Origin of the sequence: Pseudostreptobacillus hongkongensis, from assembly GCF_001559795.1 — a bacterium.
In the GTDB taxonomy this organism is placed as follows: Bacteria; Fusobacteriota; Fusobacteriia; order Fusobacteriales; family Leptotrichiaceae; genus Pseudostreptobacillus; species Pseudostreptobacillus hongkongensis.
In genome coordinates, this window is the sequence record NZ_LOHY01000131.1 from 1 (window position 1) to 5434 (window position 5434).

Genomic DNA, 5434 nt, shown 5'->3' on the forward strand with positions numbered 1-5434 from the left:
TATTTGTGAAGAACCAAAAAATATATAATATTTAATAATGATAATAAGGAGATAAGAATGAAAGTAAATACTAAAATACCAGAATATATATATGATATTATTTCTAGTGATTCAGAATATTTTGATATAAAAATAGGAAGTATAAGTAATAGGCTTATAAAATATTATATGAATAAGGAATTTAAAAATAAAGATTTTAAATATAAAGGTGACAAGTCAATACAATTTAATTTAGATAAACATAATGAAGTTATATTTATTGATTGTTTAAAAAAGAATGAAATAAAATCTAATTCAGATTATTTAAGATTAATATATTTTGAGTATATAAATAATTTGAAGACAATAAGAGAGAAAATTTTATTTTCAGATATATTTAATAAGTTAGAATCGTATATATTAAATTCAGAAAAAGTTATAATAGATTATAAAAATAAACTTAGAAAAGTAGATCCTTATTTCATAATTTCTTATGAAAAAGAGGGAAGATCATATCTATTTTGTTATTGTGATGAATCTAAAGATTATAGAAGCTATAAAATATCAGATATTAAGGATATATATAATTTTAATGAAAAATATGAAATTAAAGATAAAGAATATGTAGAGGAAATTAAGAAAAATTTTGATCCATTTCTATCTTTTAAAAATGAAATTAAGGTAAGATTAACAGAAAAAGGTAAAGAGATTTATAAGGTAGCTAATGTAAATAAACCAGAACTTTTAAGAATAGAAGAAGGAATACATGTATTTCAATGTAATATACCTTTAGCATTAATATATTTTGCACAATTTTATAATGAAGTTGAAATATTAGAACCTAAAGAATTAAGAGATAAAATAAAAGAAAAGATTATGGAAATGTTAAAATTATATAAATAATAAATTTATATTATTAAATAAATATATAAAAAATTGATTCGTAAAAACATAAACAAATGTAAGTTTTAGTTTTAAATATTCAGGTAGGAAGAAAAAAATAATTATTTAGATATATATAATTGTTCAGGTAATGTTAGAGAATATTGTTTTTATACATATATTTATAAAGTAAGCACTATTAATATAACAAAACGTAATACTTATATTAAAGTTTAAATTAAAATAATTTGAAATATAATTTTTATAAAAATTAAAAATAGGGAGTGTTGTTTAATGGAAATGATAGAAAAATTCACTAAATTATCAAAGGAATTATCAAAGAATCTTATTGGTAAGGAAGAAATAATTAAATATGCATTATTTGCTTTAATATCAAAAGAAAATGTTTTATTAGTAGGACCTCCGGGTACTGCAAAGAGTGAAATTGCTCGTAGAATGAGTCAAGTAATAAAAGATGGTAAATATTTTGAGTATTTATTAACTAAGTTTACAACACCTGAAGAATTATTTGGACCAATATCACTTTCTAATTTAAAGAAAGATATATTTATGAGAAATACAGATGGTTATTTATCTAATGTTAATGTAGCATTTTTAGATGAAATATTTAAAGCAAATTCATCAATATTAAATTCGTTACTTACAATAATAAATGAAAAAATTTATCATAATGGTAATCAAAAAGAAAAAGCTAATATAGTATCAATAGTTGGTGCATCTAATGAATTACCTGAAGATGATGCGAGTTTATCAGCTTTATATGATAGATTTTTAGTTAGAATAATGGTAGATTATTTAAAAGATTATGATCAAATAATAAAAATGTTTGATTTGAAAAAAACTGAATTTGTATTACCGGAAGAATTAAAGTTTACATTAGAAGAAATAGATAAAATTAATAAAGAATCTGAAAATATAGAAATATCTGAAGTTGTAAAAGAAAAATTATTAAAGATAAAAACAATAATAATACCTAGATATAAAGGTGAAAGTATATCTGATAGAAAATTAATGAAAATAATTCATCTTTTAAAAATTTCTGCATATTTACATGGAAGAAAAATGGTGGAGCAAGTAGACTTAGTATTCTTGCCTAACTGTTTATGGAATAAAGAAAAAAATAGGATAAAGATTAAAAGTGAAATAGAAGCTTTATACAGATAGGTAGATATTATGAGTGAAAATACAAAAAATATAGAAGAAATTCTTTTAGATAAAGTTGAAATTATAAAAAATAATACAGGAAAATTAATATCTAGAAAGAATATAAGTAAAGGAAGTATAATATATAACGGAAATCAAATAGGTGTATGTATTACAGACGATAAATACATTACTATAAATGAGTTTAATATTAATCCTAAAATAGAAGCTAAGAATATATATCCTGAATTAATAGAGTACTATATTGCATATTTAAATTCTAATTCTGTTTTTAAAGATAGTAATTTAACTGAGTTAGTTACAGAAGACTTAAATAATGGTAATAGTATGATTTACCATAATAGTTCTATATATTTGAATGAAAAACTTGGACAAGTTAAGGGATATAATACAAATGCTTATGATTTAGATGGAATTAAAAATGTTTTATCTAGAGATTTTGGAGTAAAAAAGTGGTATAGAACTACTACTTTTGATACATCAGAAGGTGTTAAAAAAAGAATTGATAAATTAAAAAAAATAAGAGAGAATTTAATTAATGAATTAAAATTAGAAGTTAATAAACCAATAATGTTGGATAGAAGTTCCTATTTAGAAGAAGATATAGAAAAGTATAATGATTTAATAAATAGAAGTAATGAAAAATTGAGTGAATCTGATAAGAAAGAAGAGTATACTAAAGATAAAAATACTAATTATGAATTTTATGATACTTTAAAGTTAGAAGAAAAATTTCAAAATTTAGTTAAAGATAGCATAATTGAAATCTTAAATGATGATTTTAAAAATAATGATACTCAACTTAATAAATTAAGTGAAATAACAAAAGAAGATAAAATTATAGAATTATTAAATGAGTTAAACACTATTGAAGAAATAAATGAAAAAATTGAATTAACTGATGTGGAGATAAAAGAATTAGAGCGTAAGTTAATTAAACAAAAACAATTAGATAAACAAGAGAATAATAAAAACTTATCAGAAGCACTTAAAAATTTAAAAGAAATAGATGCTGAAGTAAAAAAAATGTCTATAGATGATGTTGAAGAATTAGAGTCAACTGAAAAAAAATTATCTGATTTAAAAGAACTTATTGAAACAGAAAACTTTGATGGTAAGGAAGAGATAATAGAATACATAAAAAAAATTATAGATGGATATAACGAATTAAATAAATATGCTGATTCTATGTATGCTGGATGGGGATTATCACTTGGAGAATTCAAAAAACTAGGTTCAAGATTTACTTCTCTTTTAAAACTATTTAAAGATAATAAGAATTTAAATAGAATAATAGAAAAGATAGGTAGAAAAAAAGAAAAAGAAGAAGGTGTTTCTGAACAAGAAATAATACTTAACGAAATGGGTAAAGAATATATTCATGGTGTTACTTTAGGAAATGATATTATGAGAATATTACCTACAGAATTAGCTTATTTAGCTGACAAAGAAATTGAAGATATTTTTTACTATAAATATATAGAAAATAAATTATTATGCTATGAATTACAAGGTAATGAAATGTTAGAAAAAGAAAAGAAAGTTATAAAAGAGAAAGAAGAAAAAGGTGCAATAGTTGCAATGCTTGATACTTCAGGAAGTATGCGGTCTTATTTAGAAAAATCAAGAGCAGTATTATTACATGCTTTTAAAATTGCAAAAAAAGATAAAAGAGATATGAAAGTAATCCTTTTTGGAAGTTATGGAGAAAAAAAGTTTATTCAGTTGATAAGGCCTATGATTTTAATAAGTTTATTAATTTTATAGATCAAGGATACAATGGTGGAACAGATTTTGAAACACCGTTTAATGAAGCAATTGATATAGTAACAAAAGATGGTGGATATCAATTTGCAGATATATTTATGATAACTGATGGTGAATGTGGAATTAGTAGTTCATTAGAAAATAAGATAAAAAAGGCTAAAAAGAAACTTAATTTAAAGGTTTATACTGTAATATTTGGTGGAAGTTATTATGGATATTCAAATACAAATCATATTTCAGGTTATTGTGATGAAATAATAAATATATAGGATATTAGGATGAAAGAAAATACAAATTAATTATTTTGGTATAAATAACAAATAATGTAAATGTAGAATAAAATGTTAAAACAGTAAAAGAAACTAAAGAAGTTAAAACTAATAAAAAAAAAAATATTACCAAATAAATTTAATATAATTTTATTTGATACAGTTACTGAAATATTTAAATAATTAAGGAGGATTAAATGGTTAAAATTAAAAATTTACTTTTTGATATTGAAATAGAAATAAATGAAGATAAAAAAACAAAAAAAATAAATGCAAATTCTAAAAAAACTGAGGTAAAATCAGAGATAAAGTCTATAAAAAATACGGAAAAAACTGGGGCTGGAATATTTGAAGATATGGTAGTTGTAAATGGAGGTAAGTATAAGCCAAGTTTTAGAGTAGATGAAGTAAAAGTCATAGATTTAGAAGTTTCTAAATATCAGGTAACAAATAATTTATGGAATAGAATTATGAAAAATACTAGTGGTGATATGTCACCAGTAGTAGAGATAACATATTGGGAAGCATTAGAGTTTTGTAATAAACTAAGTAAAAAATATGGATTAAAACCAGTATATAAAATTAATCGTAATAAGCTATCAATTAAAATATTAGAATTAGATGGTAAAGAGGTAGCTCCTGGAAAAGCAGATTTTTCAAAAACTGAAGGATTTAGATTACCAACTGAAGTTGAGTGGGAATGGTTTGCAAGAGGAGGAGAAGTAGCTATACAAAACAATACATTTGATTATAATTATTCAGTAAGTAATACTGTTGGTATAGTTGGAGTGAATAATCAATTTAAAAATGTGGGAACTAAGAAACCTAATCAGTTAGGCATATATGATTGTAGTGGAGATGTATGGGAATGGTGTTATGATACGTGGGAACAAAATGTGTATACAAAAAAGGGATTTATTTATGATGAATCTAAAAGGGAGCATGTATTAAGAGGAGGCTCTCATCGCCGTAGTTTCTTTGATAATACGCGCTCGCACTCTGTTTCTTTTTTTGGTATTATATTCGATACTCTTCGTTATGGTAGTTTCCGTGTTGTAAGAACACTGTAAGGTATATAATTTTTAATTTTTGATTTTGTTAATAAACCTTCCTCCACACGAAGTATATGAGAGGAAGGTTATAATGTAGGATTGTTTATTTTTATGTATAACTGACATTATATTTTGTATGAAATATAGTTACTGAATTTTTTATGAATGAGACTGTGAACTTTTTTATGTAAATTTTATTCTTCTATGATTAGAATTATTTAATTTAATTTTTAACATATTAATATAATATTTTTAATAAGTCAAGATTAAGGTATTCAAAATGTACTTTAAATTTTCAAT

The 5434-nt window shown here is 22.5% G+C and carries 5 protein-coding genes; all 5 read left to right on the top strand.

Annotated elements, in window-relative coordinates; genetic code table 11:
- Positions 1 to 57 precede the first annotated feature (57 nt).
- Positions 58 to 882 carry a WYL domain-containing protein gene (locus tag AYC59_RS06470; protein ID WP_066896602.1) on the top strand — a complete coding sequence of 275 codons (825 nt, stop codon included), beginning with the start codon at positions 58 to 60 and terminating at the stop codon, positions 880 to 882.
- Between the two features lie 273 nt (positions 883 to 1155).
- Positions 1156 to 2046, top strand: coding sequence for an AAA family ATPase (locus AYC59_RS06475; RefSeq protein WP_066896605.1), 891 nt, complete (start codon positions 1156 to 1158; stop codon positions 2044 to 2046).
- 9 nt (positions 2047 to 2055) lie between these two features.
- Positions 2056 to 3813, top strand: a complete 1758-nt coding sequence (locus AYC59_RS06480) for a vWA domain-containing protein (protein WP_066896608.1) — start codon at positions 2056 to 2058, stop codon at positions 3811 to 3813.
- 98 nt (positions 3814 to 3911) lie between these two features.
- Entirely contained in the window at positions 3912 to 4082 is a 171-nt protein-coding gene (locus AYC59_RS07830) for a hypothetical protein (protein ID WP_156445512.1), read from the top strand.
- A 197-nt stretch (positions 4083 to 4279) separates the two neighbouring features.
- Positions 4280 to 5152, top strand: coding sequence for a formylglycine-generating enzyme family protein (locus AYC59_RS06485; RefSeq protein ID WP_066896612.1), 873 nt, complete (start codon positions 4280 to 4282; stop codon positions 5150 to 5152).
- Positions 5153 to 5434: the final 282 nt, after the last annotated feature.